Source organism: Paraburkholderia acidicola (assembly GCF_002362315.1).
Lineage (GTDB): Bacteria > Pseudomonadota > Gammaproteobacteria > Burkholderiales > Burkholderiaceae > Paraburkholderia > Paraburkholderia acidicola.
This window is the reverse complement of sequence record NZ_MTZV01000004.1, coordinates 1392625-1415486: the sequence shown is the minus strand read 5'-3', so window position 1 is coordinate 1415486 and position 22862 is coordinate 1392625. Positions and strand designations below refer to the sequence as shown.

The following is a 22862-nucleotide window of genomic DNA, read 5'->3' as shown; positions in this document are numbered from 1 at the left end:
GGCGATACCGGACGCGTGACGCGTCACGCGTTAGCCGGTTCCTTCAACACCGTCCATTCGATCGGCACCGGGTCCGCTGCCGACGACCCCAGCCACGCTTCTCCGTCCTGTACCGTGCACTGCAGACGCATCGTGCGTTCAGCCAGCTTGCCCAATGCCGCCGCGACGTCGTCGCCGAGCGACCACACCGTTACGTTGCGCAGACGCTCTACCTTGCTGCGCACGCCCTGCCACCAGATCTCCGACGTACGACCGCCGTATGCGATCACGACGACCTCGTTCGAACGTCCGCTCGCTTTCGCGATGCGGCGCTCGTCCGGTTGTCCAACCTCGATCCACATTTCGATCGCGCCGGTGAGGTCCTTTTGCCAGAGATCCGGCTCGTCGATATCGGACAGCCCCTTGGAGAATTCCAGGCGTTCCTGCGCGAACAGGGCGAATGCGGCGACGCGGACCATCATCCGCTCATCGGTTTCGGACGGATGACGCGCGATCGTGAGCGTATGGTCGGCGTAGTAGTGCCGGTCCATGTCGGCGATCTGTAGATCGGCTTTGTAGATGGTCGATTTGAGAGCCATGCAGCACCAGGGGCCCAATGTCACGGGCCTGAGAGAAATCGAAGCGTGGCGGCGTTCTGCCGCTCCGCTCGTGTTGTCGGGTTGACGACGGCACTTTGCGCGTCGCGACGGCGGCGTGCTCCACACCAATGCAGGGCTACGTCTGCCGCCGTCCGCCAGCGTGTTAGCGGGTGCGCGAAGTCTGAGCAGCCAGCGCGTGATGATACCGAATGTGCGCGGCATCTGTGCTGCGAGGTGAGCCGTCGCGCCTGAAAACGATCCCCAATGAAAAAGCGGCCGGGAATTATCCCGGCCGCCTTTAAATGCGCGAATCAATACCGGCCCGTAAAAGGCCGGATAATTTCTGCACACGCCAGCTATCGGTTATTCACCGATAGCGCTGCGTGCGGCATTACTGCTTGATGAATCGATCGTTGGCCCAGAGCCCCTCCGTGTCGCTGTTGCCGGAATTCACGAATTCAATATCGTGTCCGACCACGCGTACCACGCGGAAGCTCGCATTTTCAGGAGTCGACAAGCACTGATAGCCGGAGAAAAATTCCTGCATTTTCTGCTGCTCGCCGGCCTGGGCGTGCTGATCGGCTGCATCGAGTTTGTCCTTCGACAGGCAGCCATATGCATTCGGCTTGAACTGGATCGTCTGCTGCGGTTTGATCACGTTATCCTGCGCCTGAACCGCCGACGCGACAGCCAGTCCCGCAACTGCAAAAAGAAGAGCGACACGCTTGATCATGTTTCTGCCTCCGTGCGGGTGGTATTACTCAGGTTAGCTATGTATTTAACTTCAATGGGGTACCCGCACCTTGCACTGTATAAAATGCAGCGACGAGCACAAGCACATCTTGTGTGCGCTTGCAACAGTGGCGAATTGTCGCACCCTGCGCGGCGTGTCGTTTTGCCTCTGAAAGTGCCGTGAAAGGACCGTAGTAACGATGCGTTTTCAATAATGGCTTTTAACGCCGCCCTTTAAATGCAACGGTCTGCGGCTTTGATTCGCGTAAACGCGGAGACTCAATTAAGCGACTTAATACAAATGCTGAAACCGCTTGATGCGGCGCACACAAAGTCGTTTGGTGAATTAAGCGTAAAACCACTAGAAAGTCGCGCCCGCAGAATAAAAATGATGCCAGGTCCATTTTTGCGGACCTGTGGATGAGCGGCCTGACGGTTGGGAAAGCGCTGGCGCCGCGCAAAAGTTCGGGGATAAATCGGGTGGCCTTTGGGGATAACGGTATGACACTCATCCGCGGGTTTCGGTTCGGGATGACTTCGAGGGCGGGATCAGTCATGATCATCGGCCACTCTGAGATGTCGGTGGTAACTGGCGTTGGACGGCCACTTGAGGGCCTATGAGAGGCGGCTTACCTACTTGCCGCGCAGTACGCCTACAATGAAAGCACAGCGTGACGAAGATCGGAGGCCATCGTGATCGAGCACCTGATATTGGGCGCATTTCTGGTCGTGCCGCTATTGATCGTCGCGTTTCTGTTTTCCGACGAGCTATGGCAGGAACATCGCGACCGTGAGCAGGAGGCGTCGCCACGGCGCATTGACTGGCGCCATCCGATTCGTAGCCTGCGGCATCGTCACTGAGTGGACTTGCCGGCACAGGCTGCGCTGAACGATTAACTGCGACGAGAGAAGGGCGGCGAACCTTACGTTCTCGCGAGGTGCGTATTTCGCGCTGCATTGACCGCGGTGTGCGAAAACGTGCCGTGCGCAAAACCGCAAATCGACAATCTGCTACCAGCGCCTATGCCGTTGCGCGCGCAACAAGAACAAAACGCACAGGCAAAAAAAAGCCGCAGCGTTCGTGGAACTGCGGCCTAACCACACACATAACGCCATACATGCACGTCACCACCAGAGTCTGGGTGTGTGTGCGGTTGCAGGCAAGTTCTTAAGTGTGGAATTGACCATCTTTGACATTGCCCGCTCTCCGCATTTTCGCCCGCTTCGCATTTCGCTACACAGCCTCCGTTCCAAGGTATTTCATACGCGACAAAGTGACATAGTCAGGAAATCACTTTTTCTGAACGCTACTGCAATGACCTCCTCCGTCGGTAATCCTCCTCCTGGTACAGGGTTCCCCGCTTTACCGCATGAGACGAGCACCGACGCAACGGCAGGCCCCCCACCATCGAGAAGGAGCAGCATCTCGGGTGAGGTACGTTTCGAGGCATTGAATTCATTTCAGAATCGGCCTGCAGCCAACGCAGTGAGGCCCACATTGAGCAGACGCAACAGCGATGCGACTGGATTCAAGCGTGCTGCACCGATGCTGGAGGCGGTCCATGCTCGCGCGCTCGAAGAGCTGAAGCCATTGTACGCAGCACACAAAGCCATTCGGGAGGCCGGCACGCTGGACGATCTCCTGCAGTTGACGGAAACGCGCCCGCGAAACGAAGCGAACGCCGCAAAACCAGGTGTCGCCGAGCTAGCGTCTACGGATCAGGCTGCATATATGACGCATGCAGTGAACCGGATGGGCGAGATGATCAGCAAGGCTCCTGGGAGCCTCACGAAACAGACTTTCGATGACTGCGCCGACACGGCAGGCAAACTATCCGACGAGCGCAACGTTCGGGCTGGTGCGACGGCCTATCTGGGAAGCGTGCTGGGTCAGTTGGATCCCTCTCTTGAGCAGGGAGCATTCGAGAAAATCTCTACGCAACTTGGCAATTACCCGCCGCGGAGCCGTCTGCCGGCGTTGCAATCTCTCGCTACCAATTTGTTCAAGTCAAGGGACCCCTTAAGCCAGGATTCCTTGAAGCATGCGGGCGGAAACCTCGACAGCGTGCTCGGACATATCAATGCTATCCAAACCCCCGCATGCACACCGATTTTGAATACGGTTGCGTCGACACTGCCGTACTACGCGATAGGGCGCAGCGATTGGAAACGGCATTTCGGCGATGTGGTGGATACCACTGGTAACGCATCAAAGGAAACCCAGAAGATGGTTATACCTGCGCTGGATCAATCATTGGAATTTTGCAGGCAGGCGATCGGGACACTCATTAAGCAGGAAGAGTTCGAAGCCACCGAGGCGAAGCTTGCCGAACTGAAGAGGAAGGAAGTCCACTAGGCTTGTCGTTGATGCATGGAGGCAGCGCGGGTGATTCTGTCGCAACAAGGACCTTGGGTGGTTATTTCCCGATACAAAACCGGCTAAAAATCACCCCAAGCAGATCATCGGACGTGAACTCACCGGTGATTGAATTGAGCTGTTCCTGCGCGAGACGCAGCTCCTCCGCGAACAGATCCAGTGCCTGCGCGTTTTGATCCGCGTGCTGAGCAGCAAGTGTTAGATGTTCCTGCGCTGCGCGCAGCGCGATCAGGTGCCGTTCACGTGCGAGGTACACACTCTCCGCGCCCGCTTGCCAGCCCGCGATCCGCAGCAGTTCTTCGCGCAGCAAGGCAATACCGTCGCCCTGTTTGGCCGACAGCCGCACTTCGCGCAAGTCTGAACCGATATCGTCTGGCGACGTCACCGCAGCCGGAAACCCCGTCAAATCGGTCTTGTTGAGCACCCGCACAACCGGCACGCCGGTGGGAAACCGCGCGGCGATCGTGACGTCATCGGTGGTCATGCCGCTACGCGCGTCGAGCAGATGCAGCACGACGTCCGCCCGCTCGATCTCATTCCACGTCCGCGCGATGCCGATCTTTTCCACCTCGTCGTCGGTTTCGCGCAGGCCCGCGGTGTCGATCACGTGTAGCGGAATGCCTTCGATCTGGATGGTCTGTGCGACCTTGTCGCGCGTCGTGCCGGCGATCGGCGTGACGATGGCCAGCTCCGCGCCTGCGAGCGCATTCAGCAGCGACGATTTGCCGACGTTCGGTTGCCCGGCGAGCACTACCGACAGTCCTTCACGCAGCAACGCACCTTGCTTCGCTTCGGCGAGCACGTTCACGAGCTGCTGCCGGATGCGTGCAAGCTTGCCGCGCGCATCGGCGGCTTCGAGGAAGTCGATCTCTTCTTCCGGAAAATCGAGCGTCGCTTCGACCAGCATCCGCAGCGTGATCGTTTCTTCGACGAGCGCATGGATATCGCGCGAAAACGCACCGTCGAGCGAGCGGCCCGCCGAACGCGCGGCAGCCTCGGTGCTCGCTTCGATCAGATCGGCGACGGCTTCCGCCTGAGCTAGATCGAGCTTGTCGTTGAGGAACGCGCGTCGCGTGAATTCGCCGGGCTCCGCGAGGCGCAGGCCGAATGCGCGGCCAGCGTCGATGCAGCGCTGCAAAACCAGCTGCAGCACGATCGGCCCGCCATGCCCCTGCAGTTCAAGCACGTGCTCGCCCGTGTACGAGTGAGGCGCTGGAAAATACAGCGCGATACCGCGATCGAGCGCCTCGCCCTTGCCGTCGAGAAACGGCACATAGCTCGCATGCCGTGGCGCGAGCGCCTGGCCCGTCAGCGCCTCGATTAACTGGCCGACCGACTCGCTAGCACGCCCGAACGAAATTCGTACCACGCCGATTCCGCCGCGGCCCGGAGCGGTGGCAATGGCGACGATGGGATCGGAATCGGTGGCGAGCATGATGGACGAACGAAGGGAATGGGACGACGGCGGGGCCGTATGAAGTGCGACGCATTGTAACGCGCGGGCTTTCGGCGCTTTGGATGGGGGCTGGATCGCGGCGGCACGCCGCCTCCGGTCAGAACGGCTAGGAAGTATCTTAATTGAGATAATGGTCGTTAACCGCGAGTCTGACAATCTGTGGCAATAAGTGCCCCAACACTGTTCCAGAATGAGCTTCGTGCGTGGCTGGGCTGTTCCGGGTATCGATCCAGGTCATACAGTTATCGAGCTATTTATAACTAAATGGAGATAAATATAGCGCGAATGGTTGTCGGCATCGCACCACTCGAATTGCACAATCCGGCCATGCCTACCGCCGAAGAAAAAGCCGCCTTCACCGAACGTCTACAGTTCGCGATGCGCCGTGCCCCCGAGACACCCCAAGGTCCAACCGAGCTCGCACTGCATTTCAACCTGCGGTATCGCGGCGCCCATCCGATTTCGCCGCAAACCGCGCACAAGTGGCTGAGCGGCCGCACGATCCCCACCGCCGACAAACTGCAGACGCTAGCCGAATGGCTCGACGTCGATCTGCACTGGCTGCACTACGGACCACCGCCCGGCGACGCGAAACGCACGGTGCCCAGACCGAGAACGCGCGGTGAGAAGTATCCGCTGTCTCCCGAGACGCTGGAACTCGCGTCGAAAATCGAAGCGTTGACACCGCATCATCGGTATCTGGTGCAGGAACTGATTTCGCAGTTCTACGGCGACGCCGACAAGGATTGAGCGCGGCGAGCGGAAGCCGTACCCGCATAAAAAAACCGCCCGGTGCAGTTCGGCACCGGGCGGTTTTTTACTGGAGCGAAACGGACAAGCTCTCCCGTTTCACCCGACAAACTCAAACTCAGGCAGCCTTCTTCTTCGACCCCATCATCCGCGTGATGTAGTACTGCTGCGCGATCGACAGCACGTTGTTCACCACGTAATACAGCACCAGACCGGCCGGGAAGAAGAAGAACATCACCGAGAACGCGATCGGCATGAACATCATCATCTTGGCTTGCACGGGGTCCGGCGGCGTCGGGTTCAGACGCGTCTGCAGGAACATCGAGACGGCCATCAGCACCGGCAGGATGAAGAACGGGTCTTGCTGCGACAGATCGTGAATCCAGAGCATCCACGGTGCACCGCGCATTTCCACCGACGACAGCAGCACCCAGTACAGCGAGATAAACACCGGAATCTGGATCACCACCGGCAGACAGCCACCGAACGGATTGACCTTCTCGGTCTTGTACAGCTCCATCAGCGCCGAGTTCATCTTCTGCGGATCGCCCTTGAAGCGTTCGCGCAGCGCCTGCATGCGCGGCGTGATCGCCTTCATGCGCGCCATCGACTTGTAGCTCGCCGCCGACAGCGGGAAGAACACGGCCTTGATCAGCAGCGTGAGCAGCACGATCGACCAGCCCCAGTTGCCGACATAGCTATGGATCTTCTCGAGCAGCCAGAACAGCGGCTTGGCGATGATCGTCACCCAGCCATAATCCTTCACGAGTTCGAGGCCCGGTGCGATGCCTTCGAGCATGCGCTCTTCTTCCGGACCGGCGAAAAGCTCGGCGGACACATTGGCAGACTGGCCCGGCGCAATCGTCGCGACCGGTTCTTTCACGCCCACGCGATACAGCGACGGGTCGATCTTCTCGACATAGATGTCGCGCTTCGCGCCCTGCTGCGGAATCCACGCCGTCGCGAAGTAATGCTGGACCATCGCGATCCAGCCGTTATCGGCGGAGGTCGCGTAGTCCTGCTTGTTCTTGTCGACGTCGCTGAACGTCATCTTCTGGAAGTGATGCTCAGCCGTGTAGACCGCCGGTCCGATGAACGTGTGCGAGAAGCGCGGCGTTTCGACCGGCTGGCTGTCGCGTACCAGTTCCATATAGACGGTCGGCGTGACCGGCACGGTGCCCACGTTGACGATCTTCGTATCGACGCCGATCACGTAGCTGCCGCGCGTGAACGTGTACGTCTTCACGACCTTCACACCGCCCTTCTCCGCAGATTCGAAGCTGAGCTGGAACGACTTTGCGTCGCCGGTCAGGTCGTGCGGTTGATTGGGTACCGGCGTGAAGATGTCGGTGTGGTTCGGGAAATCGCCGCCGAGCAGACCCGTACGCGCGAGATAGGTATGGTCGGCGGTGTGATCGAACAGCGTGATGACGAGGTCAGGCTGCGAGCCGTCGCCATGCTTGATCAGCGACAGCTTGGACAGCGTGCCGCCGCGAGTGTCGATCTGACCGCTATAGACGTCGGTGCTGAACGGAACCAGCTGGGCTTGAGCTGCCGCAGGCGTCGTGCTGCCGGGCGCTGTACCCGCAGCCGTATTGGCCGTAGGCAGATCGGCGGGTTGGGTTCCCGGCGTCGTCGTTCCCGGCGCGGCGCCTGCCGCAGTATGCGTCTGCGTGGCGCCCGGGAAGAACATCGACGGACGTCCGTGGTCGCGCTGCCAGTTGTCGAACAGCAAGACAGCTGACATGAAGAAGATGACCCATAGGACGGTGCGTTTGATATCCATGCGTTGTCTCAGTGTCGAGGGAACGGCGCGTCAGCGCTTTTCAGAAGTGGGAGGCGGGACGAGATCGATGCCGCCCGCCGAAAACGGGTGGCAGCGGCACAGGCGCCTGGCGGCGAGGTAAGTTCCGCGCGCGGCGCCATGATACTGGATTGCTTCGCGCGCGTAATCCGAACAGGAAGGATAAAAACGGCACCGGTCGCCGAGCAGCGGACTGACGGCAACCTTGTAAAAACGCAGCAACGCGATGAGTACCGTTTGCATGGCTTGAGCGACCGGACGGCGCCGCACAGGGGGAAGATCGGGCACCGTGTTCACCGGAGCGGGCCGACGCCGGTTGCGCGTCATGGCGTTGCTGCCGGCGGAGTAAGCGAAGCGGGCTGCGCCTGGCGCTTAGCGATTTCACGCGCAGCCTTGTCGAGCAGCATCTTGATCTCTTCGGTGCACAACGCGTTCAGCGGCGGCGACGAGGCGCTGGGCAGCGCCTTCCTGTCGATCTTCGTATGCAGGCGCAGCAGCACGTCCCAGCCTGCGAAGTCCGCGCGCCGCAACCGGAACGCCTCGCGTGCGAGGCGCTTCACGAGGTTGCGGGTGGCGGCCCGCGGTGCATGCTTCTTGCCGACCACGAGCCCTAAGCGCGCTTCGTTGCCTGTCGGACTGGCGTACACGACGAAATGCGCGGAGCGGCGCCACGGGCGCAAACGAAAAACGGATGAGAATTCATCCGTTTTCAGCAGCCTTGCGGCTTTGGGGAAGGCGGCCTGCGCGCGCAACGGAATCGATCCCTGCTGCGGCGTGTGAGCCGTTCCCGCTGAAGCGCGGGTGCCGGACACGGCGCGCAATCCGCTCGAAGCAGCCCTTAGATCGCGAGGCGCTTGCGGCCCTTCGCGCGGCGTGCGTTGATGACCTTGCGGCCACCCGCAGTCTTCATGCGAACGCGGAAGCCATGGGTGCGCTTGCGACGCGTCACGGAAGGTTGGTAAGTACGTTTCATGTTGCTCTCACTTGTTTCAGAATTGACCGCGCGAGCATCGCCGGGAACACAATGAACGGTGGTGCTGGAAATTGGTTTTCGCGGAACCCGCTATTTAAGCCGGTTTTCTCTTGGCCGTCAATAGTTTAGAAGCTTGTTCCGGCACACCTGAACGCCCCGACGCATTGGTCCGGCCCTGTGGATAACTCCCCTTACGGCGTCGTTTTGGCGTTAGAATCTCGCCTTAATCCCAAGAATCCTGCACGACGCCCCGCCGCGCCTGCTTGCCGCAAACCCTTGTGGTGCAAGCGCCTGGGGCAGTTCCGTCTGTGCTGCTCCGGGCCTCGTCGCGTGTTCTGCGACCAGGAAGCGCCAGCGGACCGCCGTGCACATAACGACAGCAACTCGATGAACGAATTCTGGCAACACTGTTCCGCATTGCTGGAGCGCGAATTGACGCCCCAGCAGTACGTGACGTGGATCAAACCGTTGGCCCCGGTCGCCTTCGACGCCGATGCGCATACCCTGAGCATCGCCGCGCCGAACCGCTTCAAGCTCGACTGGGTCAAGAGCCAGTTTTCCGGCCGGATCACCGATCTCGCCCGCGATTTCTGGCAGGCGCCCGTCGATGTCCAGTTCGTTCTCGATCCGAAGTCGGGCTCGCGTCTGTCCGTGGCGCCCGCGCCGACGACGACGCCGACGCGGCAGCAAACCTCCTTTTCTTCAGCTGGCAACCCGGGTGGCGTCGCGGCCGTTGGCGCAGCCGTCGGTGCGGTGCAGGCCGCGCATGCGGCACGCTTTGGCAATGGCTCGGCGCAAGGATCGAATGGCGGTCATACGGCCGGCCAGCACGGCGACGATGCCGCCGATCTCGATCTACCCAGCCTCGATGCAAACGAAGCCGCGGCGGCGCGCCGCACGTGGCGTCCCGGTTCGGGGCCTGCCGGGAACGGCGACAGCGACCCGATGTACGAGCGCTCCAAGCTGAACCCGGTGCTCACATTCGACAACTTCGTCACCGGCAAGGCGAACCAGCTCGCGCGCGCGGCGGCGATCCAGGTCGCTGACAACCCCGGTGTGTCGTACAACCCGCTGTTTCTGTACGGCGGTGTCGGCCTCGGCAAGACTCACCTGATTCACGCGATCGGCAACCAGCTGCTGATGGACAAGGCCGGCGCCCGGATCCGCTACATCCACGCGGAACAATATGTGTCGGATGTGGTGAAGGCGTACCAGCGCAAGGCGTTCGACGACTTCAAGCGCTATTACCACTCGCTCGACCTGCTGCTCATCGACGATATCCAGTTCTTCTCCGGCAAATCGCGTACGCAGGAAGAATTCTTCTACGCGTTCGAGGCGCTGGTCGCGAACAAGGCGCAGGTCATCATCACAAGCGATACGTACCCGAAGGAAATTTCCGGGATCGACGACCGGCTGATTTCGCGCTTCGATTCCGGCCTGACCGTGGCGATCGAGCCGCCCGAGCTGGAAATGCGCGTGGCGATCCTGATGCGCAAGGCGCAATCGGAAGATGTGAGCCTCAACGAGGACGTCGCGTTCTTTGTCGCGAAGCACCTGCGCTCGAACGTTCGTGAACTCGAAGGTGCGCTGCGCAAGATCCTCGCGTACTCGAAGTTCCATGGCCGCGAAATCTCGATCGAACTGACCAAGGAAGCGCTGAAAGACCTGTTGACCGTGCAGAACCGGCAGATCTCGGTGGAGAACATCCAGAAGACCGCTGCCGACTTCTACAACATCAAGGTCGCGGACATGTACTCGAAGAAGCGACCGGCGAATATCGCGCGGCCGCGGCAGATCGCGATGTATCTGGCCAAAGAATTGACGCAGAAGAGCCTGCCGGAAATCGGCGAGCTGTTCGGCGGGCGCGATCACACCACCGTGCTGCACGCGGTGCGCAAGATTGCCGATGAACGCAGCAAGGATGCGCAGTTGAATCATGAGCTGCACGTGCTCGAGCAGACGTTGAAGGGCTGAGCGGGGAGCCGCGGCGCGAAAAAACGCAGGGTGCGAGGCCAATTCAGGCGGTCCGAAAGAGGACTGAGACTGGCGTGGCAAAACGGCCCTGTTTATTTCGCGGAACGTCCCCATTTTAGGGAAGCGGTTTCGTTTTCAGGCACAATACAGGTTTAACCGCCCGGCGGGCGCAGGCGGGTTTTCAGGCCATGTCCGGCTGGGCGCGGCGGCACCGGCAGGGGGCCGCTGGCGCGCGGTGGTGAGCCGGGCGGGGCGCGCAGGCCGTTATATCAACGAAGGAACTCTATGCAACTGGTCAAGACCGAACGCGATAACCTCCTCAGGCCGCTGCAAACCGTGAGCGGCATCGTCGAACGCCGCCACACGTTGCCGATCCTCGCCAACCTGCTGATCACCAAGAGCGGTTCCAATGTGTCGTTCCTGTCGACGGACCTCGAACTGCAGATCACTACGCGCGCCGATTTCGGCGTAGGTGGAGAGTCGGTGGCGACGACGGTGGCTGCGCGCAAGCTGCTCGACATCCTGCGTGCGATGCCTGAAGGCCAGGTCAGCCTGACGCTGACCGACAAGCGCCTCACGGTGCAGTCGGGCAAGAGCCGCTTCGCGCTGCAGACGCTCGCCGCGGACGAATTCCCGACCGTCGCGCAAGCCAAAGATTTCGGCGCCAACCTGTCGGTTCCGCAAAAGACGTTCCGCCAGTTGCTCGGCATGGTCCATTTCGCGATGGCGCAGCAGGACATCCGGTACTACCTGAACGGCATGCTGCTCGTGGTCGATGGCGACCAGCTGATGGCCGTCGCAACCGACGGACACCGGCTGGCGTACTCATCGATGAAAATCGAAGGGTCGTTTGCCCGCCAGGAAGTGATCGTTCCGCGCAAGACGATTCTTGAGCTGCAACGTCTGCTCGAAGATATCGACGACACGCTGAAGATCGAAATCGCGTCGACCCAGGCGAAGTTCACGTTCGGCCAGGTCGAACTGGTTTCGAAACTGGTGGAAGGCAAGTTCCCTGACTTCCAGCGCGTGATTCCGAAGTCGCACAAGAACACGTTCCTGATCGGTCGCGAAGAACTGCAACGCTCGCTGCAACGCGCGGCGATTCTCACGTCGGACAAGTTCAAGGGCGTGCGCTGCATCATCGAGCCGGGCCAGCTGAAGATCATGTCCACCAACGCCGATCAGGAAGAGGCGCAGGAAGAACTGGAAATCGCCTACCAGGGCGACACCATCGATATCGGCTTCAACGTCACGTATCTGCTCGACGTGCTCGCGAACCTGAAGATCGACACGCTGCAAGTCAGCCTCGGCGACGCGAGTTCTAGCGCGCTGATCACGATTCCCGAGAACGAGGAATTCAAGTACGTAGTGATGCCGATGCGCATCTGACGCAACCGACAATAAGAACACACCAAGGGGCGCAGTGCCCCTTTGGCGTTTTTATGGTGTTTTGAAAGTCCTGAAGCAGCAACCAGGCAGTAACGCAGAACCGGAAAAAATCCATGACTGAAACGAACAATTCGCAACCCGATAACAGCTACGGCGCCTCTTCCATTCAGATCCTTGAAGGTCTGGAGGCCGTCCGGAAGCGACCCGGGATGTACATCGGCGATACATCGGATGGCACCGGTCTGCATCACCTCGTATTCGAAGTGCTGGACAACGCAATCGACGAAGCGCTGGCCGGATACTGCAACGACATCCAGGTCATCATCCACGCCGACAACTCGGTCTCCGTCACCGACAACGGCCGCGGTGTGCCGACCGGCCTGAAGATGGACGACAAGCACGATCCGAAGCGCAGTGCCGCTGAAATCGTGATGACCGAATTGCACGCCGGCGGCAAATTCGACCAGAACAGCTACAAGGTGTCCGGCGGGCTGCACGGCGTGGGCGTGTCGTGCGTGAACGGACTGTCGGCATGGCTGCGCCTCACGGTGCGCCGTGATGGCAAGAAGCACTTCATGGAATTCCATCGTGGCGTGCCGCAGAACCGCATCATCGAAGAAGTGGATGGCGAACGCGTATCGCCGATGCTGGTGGTCGGCGACACTGAAAATCGCGGCACCGAAGTGCACTTCCTCGCGGACGACACGATCTTCGGCAATGTCGAATATCACTACGACATTCTGGCGAAGCGCATCCGCGAATTGTCGTTCCTGAATAACGGCGTGCGGATTCGCCTGGCCGACCAGCGCTCGGGCAAGGAAGAAGACTTCGCGTTTGTCGGCGGTGTGAAGGGCTTTGTCGAGTACATCAACAAGACCAAGGCCGTATTGCATCCGACCATCTTCCACGTGAGCGGCGAGAAAGACGGCGTAGGTGTCGAAGTAGCGATGCAGTGGAACGACAGCTACAACGAAAACGTGCTGTGCTTCACGAACAATATTCCGCAGCGTGATGGCGGTACTCACTTGACCGGTTTGCGTGCGGCAATGACGCGCGTGTTGAACAAGTACATCGCCGATCACGAAGTCGCCAAGAAAGCGAAGGTCGAGACGTCCGGCGATGACATGCGCGAAGGCCTGTCGTGCGTGCTGTCCGTCAAGGTGCCGGAGCCGAAGTTCAGCGCGCAGACGAAGGACAAGCTTGTTTCGTCGGAAGTGCGTGCGCCGGTTGAGGACGTGGTTGCCAAGGCGCTTGAAGAATTCCTGCTTGAGACGCCGCTCGACGCAAAGATTATCTGCGGCAAGATCGTCGATGCTGCGCGTGCGCGCGACGCTGCGCGCAAGGCTCGCGAGATGACGCGACGTAAGGGCGTGCTGGACGGCGTTGGTTTGCCGGGCAAGCTTGCCGATTGCCAGGAGAAAGATCCGGCGAAGTCGGAGATTTATATCGTCGAGGGCGACTCGGCAGGCGGCTCCGCCAAGCAAGGGCGTGACCGGAAGTTTCAGGCCATCCTGCCGCTGCGCGGCAAGGTGCTGAACGTCGAGAAGGCGCGCTACGACAAGCTGCTTTCGTCGGAGCAGATCGTTACGCTGATTACCGCGCTGGGTTGCGGGATCGGCAAGGACGATTACAACCTCGACAAGCTGCGCTATCACCGCATCATCATCATGACCGACGCGGACGTGGACGGTGCGCACATCCGTACGCTGCTGCTGACGTTCTTCTATCGGCAGATGCCGGACATGATCGAACGTGGGTTTGTTTATATCGCGCAGCCGCCGCTGTACAAGATCAAGGCGGGTAAGGACGAACGGTATCTTAAGGATGAGTCTGAGCGGAATGCGCATATGTTGAAGCTCGCCCTGCAGGGCTCCGATCTTGTTCCTACTGAGAATGCGACGCCGATTGCTGGCGATGCGCTGGGTGAACTGGCGCGGTCTTATTTGCTTGCGCAGGCTGTGGTTAACCGGTTGAGCCGGCTTTACGACGCGCAGGCCATGGAAGCGGTCATGGATGGTGTTGTGATCGACTTTTCGGATGAGGCTTCAACTGAGGCCTCGGCTAAGGTGCTCGAGGCCCATCTGCGGGATGATCCGTTGAAGCCTGAGGTGTTTGTGCATGCGATGTATGACGCTGTGCGCGAGCAACGGTCGCTGCGGGTGGAGCGGAAGCATCACGGCAATCTGAAGATCTCGGTTATCGATCAGGATTTTCAGTTGACTGCGGATTATCGCCAGCTGACTACTACTGCCGACACCTTCAAAGGCTTGATCGGGGTTGGTGCTGTTATCCGGCGCGGTGAGCGGAGTATGGCGGTTAATAACTTCAAGAGCGCTATGAAGTGGTTGATTGCTGATGCTGAGCGTAACGTCTCGTTGCAGCGGTATAAGGGGCTCGGGGAGATGAATCCTGGGCAGCTCTGGGAAACTACGATGGATCCGACAGTCAGGCGGTTGCTGCGGGTGCAGATTGAGGATGCTATTGCTGCTGATGGGATTTTTACTACGCTTATGGGGGATGATGTGGAGCCGCGTAGGGCGTTTATTGAGTCTAATGCGTTGAGGGCGGGGAATATTGATGTTTGAGGGTTGTTGTTTTGCAGGGAAACGGAATTCGTGAGATTGGGGCACCTTTCGTGAGACTGCGAAAACGGAAATTGTGAGACTTCCCGGACCTCGGCGGGACCGGGGCGGTTGAACGTTAGATCTCGACGATGCGGGTTGCGGGCGGCCCGCCGTGGGCGGTAGACGCCCCGCCCGTTTAACACCGATGATGGAAATGTCTATGACCGACCCTAAGCAGTCTGTCAGCTTTGTCCAAAGCGGACGTTTACAACCACTTGCTAGGCGGTTTAGATCAGGATCGGTAGTGGATGTCTACCGACTTTTGCGCACGGGCTAAAGCTTGCGATTTCCAACGAAGTCTCACAGGCTTTGCTTCTTGCGAAAATCTGGGCCCGCCTCTGCGCAGATGAAGCCTTTCAGGTCCGAGGCTACGCTTTTTTGTCCGCTCATACGTATTTCATAGGGTGCGATAGACCTATCCCGCAAGCGGCATAGGGAAAACACCGCCAGCGGTGGACATACAATGCGAACACGAGGGGCCTTGAGGAGGGATGCTTGAACTCTCCGTTGCCCGACGTGAACCAGCAGCAAGACGAGAAGCGCGCGGCAGGCGAAAGGTTGCCTCGGCTAGAATAGAAGGCTGATAGCGGCAAGCCGTAAGCAGTTGGCAGAGCAGAATCTCGAAACGTTCCTAGACTGGGTCCAAGCTAAGTCTTTCGCTTGATGCCAGGCGGTGGGGCGTGATCGCACAAGAAAATCGCTACCGAGTGCGGATTTGCGAAGTCGGCGCTCGACCAGAGCGCATCAAGGTCTCCCGCGACACATGAGCGGAACGTTGGACCTCACACTGGCAAGCTTATAAGTGGTTGTAGTACATCCCAACGGACACAACACATAGCGACCCGCCACCCGCATTGCCTTCCGATCCATAGCCAACGCACGTTCCTCTCCCATGCCTTCATCCAAGTTCACCTACGATCTGCCGTCCGGGGCACCGAGCTCCGTCGTCAAAGAAGAGCACATCGAATACGGCTTCCTTGGCAAGCTTCAGAACTTGAAGTATGAATACCGCGACGACATTCGCGATCGCGCCGCGCTGGAAAGGAACTTCCGGGAGAAGTTCGAGGCCCTCAACCGCGTCAAGCTGACCGAAGCCGAGTTTGCCAGGCTCTTGGATGAAATAGTTACCGCGGATGTCTACACCGCTGCCAAGACCCTGCGCGGCATCAACGCCTTCATCCGCGACGACGGCACACCGTTGAACTACACGCTGGTGAACATCAAGGACTGGTGCAAAAACCACTTCGAGGTCGTTCACCAGCTGCGAATCAACACCGACAACAGCCACCATCGCTACGACGTCATCCTGCTCATCAACGGCGTGCCCTGTGTGCAGATCGAGCTGAAAACCCTGGGCGTCAATCCGCGCCGGGCGATGGAGCAGATCGTCGAATACAAGCAGGACTCCGGCAACGGCTACACCAAGACGCTGCTCTGCTTCGTGCAGCTGTTCATCGTCAGCAACCGCGACCGCACCTACTACTTCGCCAACAATAACGTCCGGCACTTCGCCTTCAATGCCGACGAGCGCTTTCTGCCCATCTATGAGTTTGCAGGCGAGGACAACCGCAAGATCACCCAACTCGACGAGTTCGCCGAACACTTCCTGAGAAAGTGCGACCTCGGCCGCACCATCAGCCGCTACATGGTGTTGCTTGCGGGTGAGCAAAAGCTCATGATCATGCGGCCGTACCAGGTCTATGCCGTGCAACACATCGTCAAATGCATCGACGAAGACAACGGCAACGGCTACATCTGGCACACCACTGGCAGCGGCAAGACGCTCACCTCCTTCAAGGCCTCTACCCTGTTGAAGGAAAACGACCACATTTTCAAGTGTGTCTTCGTCGTGGACCGAAAAGACCTCGACCGCCAGACACGGGAGGAATTCAACAGGTTCCAGGAAGGTTGCGTCGAAGAAAACACAAACACCGCCGCCCTTGTGCGCCGCCTACTTTCAGAGGATTACGCTGACAAGGTCATCGTCACCACCATCCAGAAGCTCGGCCTGGCGCTGGACGAAAACAGCAAGCGCAACAAACAGCGCAGCAAGAACGGCCACGCTACCTACAAGGAACAACTTGAAGCACTGCAGGACAAGCGCATTGTCTTCATCTTCGACGAATGTCACCGTTCGCAGTTTGGCGACAATCACAAAGCCATCAAAGCATTTTTCCCTAAGGCACAGCTCTTCGGTTTCACCGGCACGCCGATATTTGGTGGACCCAATGGCAACGCCAGTCGCATAAAAATCGACGGTGAGGTGGCTTCGTATCGGACCACCGAGGAGCTTTTCCACAAGCAGCTCCACGCCTACACCATCACCCATGCCATCGAAGATGGCAACGTTCTGCGCTTCCACGTTGACTACTTCAAGCCCGAGGGAAAGAACCCACCAAAGCCCGGCGAAGCCATTGCCAAGAAGGCCGTCATCGAGGCCATTCTTGCCAAGCACGATGCAGCTACCGGCGGGCGCCGCTTCAACGCGATCCTCACCACCGCGTCCATCAACGACGCCATCGAATACCACGCTCTGTTCAAGACCATGCAAGCGGACAAGCAGGCCACCGATCCCGATTTCAAGCCGCTGAACATTGCCTGCGTCTTTTCCCCGCCTGCCGAGGGTGACCCAGACGTCAAGCAGATCCAGGAAGACCTGCCGCAGGAACAAGCGGACAACGAAGAAGATCCCGAGGGCAAGAAAGCTGCGCTCAAGGCCATCCTCGTCGACTACAACGCCCGCTACGGCACCAACCACCGCTTGAGCGAGTTCGACCTCTACTACCAGGATGTGCAGAAACGCATCAAGGACCAGCAGTGGCCCAATGCCGACTATCCGGCCGCGCAGAAGATCGACGTCACCATCGTGGTGGACATGCTGCTCACCGGCTTCGATTCCAAGTTCCTGAACACGCTCTATGTGGACAAGAACCTCAAGCACCACGGCTTGATCCAGGCGTTCTCCCGCACCAATCGCGTGCTCAACGGCACCAAGCCCTACGGCAACATCCTCGACTTTCGCCAACAGCAAGATTCCGTCGATGCTGCCATCGCCCTCTTCTCCGGAGAGAAGACCGGCGAGCAGGCGCGAGAAATCTGGCTCGTGGACAAGGCGCCTGTGGTCATCCAGAAGCTGGAGACTGCAGTGCAGAAGTTGGACGACTTCATGGCGTCCCAGGGCCTTGCTTGCACGCCATCCGCCGTAGCCAACCTGAAGGGCGACGAGGCCCGCGCCGCCTTCATCAGCCACTTCAAGGAAGTCCAGCGACTCAAAACCCAGCTGGACCAATACACCGACCTCAGCGAAGACAACAAGGCCGTCATCGAGCAGGTGCTGCCCGATGAAAACCTGCGCGGCTTCAAAGGCCAGTATCTGCAAACTGCCAAAGAGCTCAGAGCGCAGCAGGGCAAAGACGTCAAGGAAGGGGATGGCCCCGGCAACGATGACCCCGTGGACCAGCTCGACTTCGAGTTTGTCCTCTTCGCTTCCGCCGTCATCGACTACGACTACATCATGGGCCTCATCGCCAAGTTTTCCGCCAAGGAGCCCGGCAAGGCCAAGATGACCCGCGAGGAACTCATCGGCCTCATCAGCGCCGATGCCAAGTTCATGAACGAGCGCGACGACATCGCAGAATACATCGCCACGCTCCGGGCGGGTGAGGGCCTCTCTGAAGCCGCCATCCGCGACGGCTATACCCGCTTCACGGCGGAGAAAAGCGCCAAAGAACTCGCCGACATCGCAGCGAAGCACGGCCTCAGCACCGCCGCCCTTCAAAGCTTCGTGGACGGCATCCTCGACCGCATGATCTTCGATGGCGAGCGACTCAGCGACCTGATGGCCCCGCTCGACCTCGGCTGGAAAGCCCGCACCCAGGCCGAACTCGCCCTCATGGATGACCTCCACCCCCTCCTCACTAAACGCGCCGGTGGCCGCGACATTTCAGGACTTAGCGCGTATGAGCAGTAAGAACAAAGCCACCACGACGACGGAAGAGGCAAGGCCCGCGCTAGTGCCGAAACTGCGGTTTCCGGAGTTTCGCGGGACGGAGGCGTGGAAACTCATAACCCTCCATCAAGCATCTACGCCGGTGACGGAGCGTGTCGGGGAAAGGAAGCTGACGCCAGTTAGCATCTCCGCTGGGATTGGCTTTGTCTCGCAGGCTGAGAAATTCGGGCGGGATATCTCAGGCAATCAGTATCAACTCTACACCGCAGTCAAAGACGGCGACTTTGTTTTTAATAAAGGCAACTCGCTCAAATTTCCGCAAGGCTGCGTTTATCTATTGCAGGGTTGGGGACAAGTGGCCGCGCCAAATGTCTTCATCAGTTTCCGGCTTAAAGATGGTTACTCGAAGGGCTTCTTCCAGAACTGCTTTGAGCAAAACCAACATGGCAGGCAGCTAAAGCGGCACATCACAAGCGGCGCCCGAAGCAATGGCCTTCTGAATATCAGTAGGGGAACCTTCTTTGGTGTCGAAATCCCGACACCAGGTCGCGCTGAACAAGAAAAAATCGCCGAATGCCTGAGTTCGGTGGACGAGCTGATAGCTGCGCAAGCGCGGAAAGTGGACGCGCTCAAGACACATAAAAAAGGTCTGATGCAACAGCTTTTCCCCCGCGAAGGCGAAACCCAACCCCGCCTCCGCTTTCCCGAATTTCAAAACGCCGCGGAGTGGGTGAGTGATTCGTTGGGTGCCACATTTGAGACGACTTCCGGGGGTACCCCAAGTCGCACCGAAAAAGCGTACTGGAACGGAAATATTCCTTGGATCACAACGTCATTAGTGGACTTCCGGGTGATTTGCAGTGCTGAGGAATTTATAAGTGCGGAGGGAATGGCCAATTCTTCGGCGAAGCTCTTTCCTAAAGGCACGGTATTGATGGCAATGTACGGCCAGGGAAAGACCCGCGGACAAGTCGCCTTGCTAGGAATCGAGGCTGCAACCAACCAGGCATGCGCTGCAATTCTTCCTCGAAAAGGCATAGATCCATATTTTGTCTTCACGAACTTGGCGGCCCGATACGACGAAATTCGGGGAATGAGCAATAGCGGTGGGCAAGAAAACCTCAGTCAGGGGCTGATACGGGAAATTCAGTTCGCGTTTCCGCCAGAGGAAGCGGAACAGCGGAAAGTCACTTCCTGCCTACGTAGCCTCGATGCCCTGATCGCCGCCGAAGCCCAAAAGCTCGAAGCCCTTAAGACCCACAAAAAAGGGTTGATGCAGCAGCTTTTTCCATCCTCAGAAGAGGTTGAGGCATGAGCACCAAGCCAAAGATCAACAAATACGCCAACCTCAGGAAACTCACGAGAAAGCTGCGTGACGATCTGGGCGGAGTAGAGCTCATTCTCCTATACGCCTACAACCGCACGGGCAAGACGCGGCTGTCGATGGAGTTCAAGGACGAGGGGAAGCGCAAGAACAATGGCGCTGCCGACACCCTCTACTTCAATGCCTTTACCGAAGACTTGTTCACCTGGGATAACGATCTAGACGGTGATGCTGTCCGGCGGCTCAGACTCAATCCCAATTCCAGCTTCTTCAACGGTCTGAAAGACCTCGCACTGGACGAAACGATTGCGGGCTACCTCGACCGTTATGCGGACTTCGATTTCGACATTGACTACGAGACATGGACGGTCTCTTTCCGGAACCGTGAGGCCGAGAACATCAAGATCTCCCGTGGCGAGCAGAATATCTTCATCTGGTGCCTCTTCATGGCCATTTGCGAGCGGATGCTCGACGGTCACGTCTCCTATCAAGTGAACAAATATCTCTACATTGATGACCCCATCTCTTCACTGGACGACAACAACGCCATCGCCGTGGCTTGCGACCTCGCCCAACTTTTGCGCCGGGCTGTGAGCCGCAAAGGCCAGGACGGCACTCCCGCGCCCATCAAGGTTGTTTTCTCGTCCCATCACGCCCTGTTCTTCAACGTGATGTGCAACGAGATTGGCAGAGCAAAAGAGGGCGAGTCGAGGGTTACCCACAAGCGCTACTTTCTGCACCGCCCGAACGGAGACGGCGCATATACCTTGCGGGCCACCGAAGACACGCCCTTTTTCCATCACGTCGCGTCACTCGCTGAGCTCCAACTTGCCGCTGCCCCCAGCACCGGCAAGCTATACACCTTCCATTTCAACGCCCTGCGCAGCATCATGGAAAAAACGGCGTCGTTCTTCGGCCACGCTGACATCTCCTTCTGCCTTAGGGCGCTGAGCATCGAGGAAGACCGTGCACTCTACAACCGCGCGCTGAACCTCCTCAGTCATGGCAAATACGCCATCCACGAACCAACCGAAATGGGGGATGACAACAAAGAGCTGTTCCGGCGCATTCTGGAAGACTTCACCACCAAATTCCAATTTGACCTGCCTGACATCCTTGAGACGGCGCCAACACCGACACCAGCCGCAGCCGCACCTGCCACGATCCCATGAACGAATCCAAACAAAAGCAACTCAATCAGACCCTCTGGAGCATCGCGGACCAACTGCGCGGCGCCATGGATGCGGACGACTTCCGCGACTACATGCTGTCCTTCCTTTTCCTGCGCTACCTTTCGGACAATTACGAAACGGCGGCGAAGAAGGAGTTGGGGCGGGACTACCCTGATGTGGGAAGCGACATCCGCAAGGTGCCGTTGGCGCTCTGGTATGCGAACAACGTTGACGACATCCCGGCGTTCGAGAAGCAGATGCGCCGCAAGGTGCATTACGTCATTCAGCCCGCGCATCTCTGGAACAGCATCGCCAACCTCGCCCGCACCCAAGACGCAGAGCTGCTGAACACGCTGCAAACGGGCTTCAAGTACATCGAGACGGAATCCTTCGAGAGCACCTTTCAGGGTCTGTTCTCCGAGATCGATCTGAGTTCCCCGAAGCTCGGCAAAACCTACCCCGACCGGAACGCTAAACTCTGCGCCATCATCCAGAAGATCGCCGAAGGGCTGGCGGAGTTCTCCACCGACATCGACGCGCTGGGCGATGCCTATGAATACCTGATCGGCCAGTTTGCCGCTGGGTCCGGCAAGAAGGCAGGCGAGTTCTACACCCCGCAGCAGATTTCCGACATCCTCTCCGCCATCGTCACGCTGGACAGTCAGGAGCCAAAAACTGGGACCAAGAAGCGGCTGGAAAGCGTGCTGGACTTTGCCTGTGGCTCCGGCTCGCTGTTGCTCAACGTGCGCAAGAAGGTGACCAAGGCAGATGGCACCATCGGCAAAATCTTTGGCCAGGAAAAGAACATCACGACCTACAACCTTGCGCGCATGAACATGCTGTTGCACGGGGTGAAGGACACGGAGTTTGAGATCTTCCACGGAGATACCCTGCTCAACGAGTGGGACATGATGCGGGAGCAGAACCCGGCCAAGAAGCCGAGCTTTGACGCCATCGTTGCCAACCCGCCCTTCAGCTACCGCTGGGAACCGACCGACGCGCTGGCCGACGACGTGCGCTTCAAGAGCCACGGCCTCGCGCCCAAGTCCGCTGCCGACTTCGCCTTCCTGCTGCACGGCTTCCACTACCTCAAAGACGAAGGCGTGATGGCCATCATCCTGCCGCACGGCGTGCTGTTTCGAGGTGGGGCGGAAGAACGCATCCGCATGAAGCTGCTGAAGGACGGTCACATTGACACGGTGATCGGCCTGCCCGCCAATCTGTTCTATTCCACCGGCATCCCCGTCTGCATCCTGGTGTTGAAGAAGTGTAAGAAGCCGGACGATGTCCTGTTCATTAACGCAAGCGGGCCGGAGCACTTCGAGAAAGGCAAACGCCAGAACCAGCTCAAGCCCGAGCACATCGCCAAGATCATCAAGACCTACCAGTTCCGCGAGGAAGAGGCGCGCTACTCACGCAAGGTGGGGATGGCCGAGATCGAGAATAACGATTTCAACCTGAACATCTCGCGCTATATCAGTACGGCGGTGAGCGAGACGGAGATTGTTCTGGATGAGACTCATCAAGAGCTGGTGGAGATTGAAAAAGCGATTACGGCTGCGAAGGACAAGCACAACGCTTTCCTGAGAGAACTGGATTTGAAGCCGTTGCCATAGTCGCTCACACTGACTGGTCCGTACAGGCCCCGGCCTTAGCCTGCGCGAAGATGGTCTCGGCATGCTGCTGCACCAGACGGTCCAGCGTGGTCTGCTCCGTAAGCGCCCGGCCATCCCATCTTGAGTTGCGCTGAAGGTCTTGGG

The 22862-nt window shown here is 58.9% G+C and carries 17 protein-coding genes; 10 read left to right on the top strand and 7 right to left on the bottom strand.

Annotated features, from left to right (window positions below):
• Window positions 1–23 precede the first annotated feature (23 nt).
• Both BWP39_RS16635 and sap1 read right to left on the bottom strand, forming a co-directional pair.
• The gene (locus BWP39_RS16635; RefSeq protein WP_096721916.1) at window positions 24–578 is read right to left on the bottom strand and encodes a YaeQ family protein; all 555 of its coding nucleotides are present in this window, start codon (window positions 576–578) and stop codon (window positions 24–26) included.
• 391 nt (window positions 579–969) lie between these two features.
• Window positions 970–1311 (bottom strand): surface attachment protein Sap1, encoded by a 342-nt coding sequence (gene sap1 / locus BWP39_RS16630; RefSeq protein WP_091016933.1) that lies wholly within the window; start codon window positions 1309–1311, stop codon window positions 970–972.
• 692 nt (window positions 1312–2003) lie between these two features.
• On the opposite strand from sap1, the gene BWP39_RS31975 reads away from it, so the two are divergent.
• Window positions 2004–2171: a hypothetical protein gene (locus BWP39_RS31975; protein WP_170043863.1), complete on the top strand. Its 168-nt coding sequence runs from the start codon at window positions 2004–2006 to the stop codon at window positions 2169–2171.
• Between the two features lie 637 nt (window positions 2172–2808).
• Entirely contained in the window at window positions 2809–3666 is an 858-nt protein-coding gene (locus tag BWP39_RS16620) for a hypothetical protein (protein ID WP_133116889.1), read from the top strand.
• A gap of 61 nt (window positions 3667–3727) precedes the next feature.
• On the opposite strand, the gene mnmE is transcribed toward BWP39_RS16620, so the two are convergent.
• Window positions 3728–5122 (bottom strand): tRNA uridine-5-carboxymethylaminomethyl(34) synthesis GTPase MnmE, encoded by a 1395-nt coding sequence (gene mnmE / locus BWP39_RS16615; RefSeq protein WP_096721910.1) that lies wholly within the window; start codon window positions 5120–5122, stop codon window positions 3728–3730.
• A gap of 348 nt (window positions 5123–5470) precedes the next feature.
• Between mnmE and BWP39_RS16610 the strand changes: the two genes are divergently transcribed.
• Entirely contained in the window at window positions 5471–5893 is a 423-nt protein-coding gene (locus tag BWP39_RS16610; RefSeq protein ID WP_170043862.1) for a helix-turn-helix domain-containing protein, read from the top strand.
• 118 nt (window positions 5894–6011) lie between these two features.
• Here BWP39_RS16610 and yidC read toward each other — a convergent pair whose 3' ends face one another.
• The 4 genes from yidC to rpmH form a co-directional block, all read right to left on the bottom strand.
• Window positions 6012–7679, bottom strand: a complete 1668-nt coding sequence (gene yidC / locus BWP39_RS16605; RefSeq protein ID WP_096721906.1) for a membrane protein insertase YidC — start codon at window positions 7677–7679, stop codon at window positions 6012–6014.
• A 30-nt stretch (window positions 7680–7709) separates the two neighbouring features.
• Window positions 7710–7940: a membrane protein insertion efficiency factor YidD gene (yidD, locus tag BWP39_RS16600; protein ID WP_091017557.1), complete on the bottom strand. Its 231-nt coding sequence runs from the start codon at window positions 7938–7940 to the stop codon at window positions 7710–7712.
• A gap of 80 nt (window positions 7941–8020) precedes the next feature.
• Window positions 8021–8509 (bottom strand): ribonuclease P protein component, encoded by a 489-nt coding sequence (gene rnpA / locus BWP39_RS16595; RefSeq protein WP_096722675.1) that lies wholly within the window; start codon window positions 8507–8509, stop codon window positions 8021–8023.
• 26 nt (window positions 8510–8535) lie between these two features.
• Window positions 8536–8670 carry a 50S ribosomal protein L34 gene (gene rpmH / locus BWP39_RS16590; RefSeq protein ID WP_004198824.1) on the bottom strand — a complete coding sequence of 45 codons (135 nt, stop codon included), beginning with the start codon at window positions 8668–8670 and terminating at the stop codon, window positions 8536–8538.
• 387 nt (window positions 8671–9057) lie between these two features.
• Here rpmH and dnaA point away from each other — a divergent pair, with 387 nt between their 5' ends.
• The 7 genes from dnaA (at window position 9058) to BWP39_RS16555 (ending at window position 22718) form a co-directional block, all read left to right on the top strand.
• Window positions 9058–10644 (top strand): chromosomal replication initiator protein DnaA, encoded by a 1587-nt coding sequence (gene dnaA, locus BWP39_RS16585; RefSeq protein WP_096722673.1) that lies wholly within the window; start codon window positions 9058–9060, stop codon window positions 10642–10644.
• 285 nt (window positions 10645–10929) lie between these two features.
• On the top strand, window positions 10930–12033 hold the full coding sequence (gene dnaN, locus BWP39_RS16580; RefSeq protein WP_096721904.1) for a DNA polymerase III subunit beta: 1104 nt from the start codon (window positions 10930–10932) through the stop codon (window positions 12031–12033).
• 113 nt (window positions 12034–12146) lie between these two features.
• A complete protein-coding gene (gene gyrB, locus BWP39_RS16575; protein WP_096721902.1) occupies window positions 12147–14618 on the top strand; it encodes a DNA topoisomerase (ATP-hydrolyzing) subunit B in 2472 nt (823 codons plus the stop codon).
• A gap of 931 nt (window positions 14619–15549) precedes the next feature.
• Window positions 15550–18627 (top strand): type I restriction endonuclease subunit R, encoded by a 3078-nt coding sequence (locus BWP39_RS16570; protein ID WP_096721900.1) that lies wholly within the window; start codon window positions 15550–15552, stop codon window positions 18625–18627.
• Complete coding sequence (locus tag BWP39_RS16565; protein ID WP_096721898.1) at window positions 18617–19921, top strand: restriction endonuclease subunit S; 1305 nt, start codon at window positions 18617–18619, stop codon at window positions 19919–19921. The genes BWP39_RS16570 and BWP39_RS16565 overlap by 11 nt, the downstream gene beginning before the upstream one ends.
• On the top strand, window positions 19918–21102 hold the full coding sequence (locus BWP39_RS16560; RefSeq protein WP_096721896.1) for an AAA family ATPase: 1185 nt from the start codon (window positions 19918–19920) through the stop codon (window positions 21100–21102). Before BWP39_RS16565 ends, BWP39_RS16560 begins: the two co-directional genes overlap by 4 nt.
• Complete coding sequence (locus tag BWP39_RS16555) at window positions 21099–22718, top strand: type I restriction-modification system subunit M (RefSeq protein WP_096721894.1); 1620 nt, start codon at window positions 21099–21101, stop codon at window positions 22716–22718. The genes BWP39_RS16560 and BWP39_RS16555 overlap by 4 nt, the downstream gene beginning before the upstream one ends.
• Window positions 22719–22862: the final 144 nt, after the last annotated feature.

What these genes read in the sequence shown, in the direction of transcription:
- BWP39_RS16635 (WP_096721916.1), bottom strand. Translation starts at nt 578, where the DNA reads ATGGCTCTCAAATCGACCATCTACAAAGCCGATCTACAGATCGCCGAC.
- sap1 (WP_091016933.1), bottom strand. Translation starts at nt 1,311, where the DNA reads ATGATCAAGCGTGTCGCTCTTCTTTTTGCAGTTGCGGGACTGGCTGTC.
- mnmE (WP_096721910.1), bottom strand. Translation starts at nt 5,122, where the DNA reads ATGCTCGCCACCGATTCCGATCCCATCGTCGCCATTGCCACCGCTCCG.
- BWP39_RS16610 (WP_170043862.1), top strand. Translation starts at nt 5,471, where the DNA reads ATGCCTACCGCCGAAGAAAAAGCCGCCTTCACCGAACGTCTACAGTTC.
- yidC (WP_096721906.1), bottom strand. Translation starts at nt 7,679, where the DNA reads ATGGATATCAAACGCACCGTCCTATGGGTCATCTTCTTCATGTCAGCT.
- yidD (WP_091017557.1), bottom strand. Translation starts at nt 7,940, where the DNA reads ATGCAAACGGTACTCATCGCGTTGCTGCGTTTTTACAAGGTTGCCGTC.
- rpmH (WP_004198824.1), bottom strand. Translation starts at nt 8,670, where the DNA reads ATGAAACGTACTTACCAACCTTCCGTGACGCGTCGCAAGCGCACCCAT.
- dnaA (WP_096722673.1), top strand. Translation starts at nt 9,058, where the DNA reads ATGAACGAATTCTGGCAACACTGTTCCGCATTGCTGGAGCGCGAATTG.
- dnaN (WP_096721904.1), top strand. Translation starts at nt 10,930, where the DNA reads ATGCAACTGGTCAAGACCGAACGCGATAACCTCCTCAGGCCGCTGCAA.
- gyrB (WP_096721902.1), top strand. Translation starts at nt 12,147, where the DNA reads ATGACTGAAACGAACAATTCGCAACCCGATAACAGCTACGGCGCCTCT.
- BWP39_RS16570 (WP_096721900.1), top strand. Translation starts at nt 15,550, where the DNA reads ATGCCTTCATCCAAGTTCACCTACGATCTGCCGTCCGGGGCACCGAGC.
- BWP39_RS16565 (WP_096721898.1), top strand. Translation starts at nt 18,617, where the DNA reads ATGAGCAGTAAGAACAAAGCCACCACGACGACGGAAGAGGCAAGGCCC.
- BWP39_RS16560 (WP_096721896.1), top strand. Translation starts at nt 19,918, where the DNA reads ATGAGCACCAAGCCAAAGATCAACAAATACGCCAACCTCAGGAAACTC.
- BWP39_RS16555 (WP_096721894.1), top strand. Translation starts at nt 21,099, where the DNA reads ATGAACGAATCCAAACAAAAGCAACTCAATCAGACCCTCTGGAGCATC.